Raw genomic sequence first — 868 nt, forward strand, 5'->3', positions numbered from 1 at the left:
CAAAGGCCTTAAAATCCTTTACCAGCGCCTTGTTTTGGGCAAATGCCTTTTCAAAAACGGCTGAATCAAACACAAACCACTCATAGATATTGGTAATGATCAGGTGTTTAACGGCTAGGTTTCCATGGGTGATGCGCTCTCTCAGGAAGTACAGTACCAGTTCCTGAAAGGATTTGGCATTCAGATTCACCTCCAAATCCCCTCTCGGCGAAGCTGAGAGGGAATCCTCCCCCTCTCCGGCGGGGCGAGGGGGCCGGGGGGCGAGGGCGTTATCCCCCAATGAAGTTTGAAGTACAAGGGCACAATCCAAAATCTCTTGCAATACCCGTTCGCTTTCTTCGATGACCTCTTTATTGGAAAACCTTAATACAGTCAATCCCAATTCGTTCAATGCATATGTCCTGCCCTCATCATATTCCCTTTGGTCCAATGAATGGTGGTATCCGCCATCAACTTCAATGGCCAATCGGCATTCGGCACAATAAAAATCTAGAATAAACTGATCGTTGACAGGATGTTGTCTCCTAAATTTTAACCCATTCAGTTTTCTATTTCTGAGCATTTCCCACAGGAATGCTTCTGCATCCGTGGCATTTTTCCGGTTGTTTCTAGCAAACTCGAGAATGATGGGATTAACCTTTTTTCCCTGAAGTGCTATTTCCTTAGCTCTCCTCAAAATTTCCCCCTCTCCGGGTTGGCGAGCAAGGGCGTTTTCTTTACCGATCGGACGCTGTGGGGTAAGTCTATCTTTGGAACCGAAGGTATGTTGCTGGAAATCCTCCCCCTCTCCGGTGGGGAGAGGGGGCCGGGGGGTGAGGGCGTTAAACCCGATCATCTCACTCTTATTGGTGGGTTTCTTGGTTTCCAA

General features: G+C 47.8%; 1 protein-coding gene. It reads right to left on the reverse strand.

What is annotated here, in order from left to right:
- On the reverse strand, nt 1–868 hold an 868-nt coding region (locus IAQ59_RS22645; RefSeq protein ID WP_342450743.1), incomplete at both ends, for an endonuclease domain-containing protein.

This window comes from Lunatimonas salinarum (assembly GCF_017811155.1).
GTDB classification, from domain to species: Bacteria; Bacteroidota; Bacteroidia; order Cytophagales; family Cyclobacteriaceae; genus Lunatimonas; species Lunatimonas salinarum.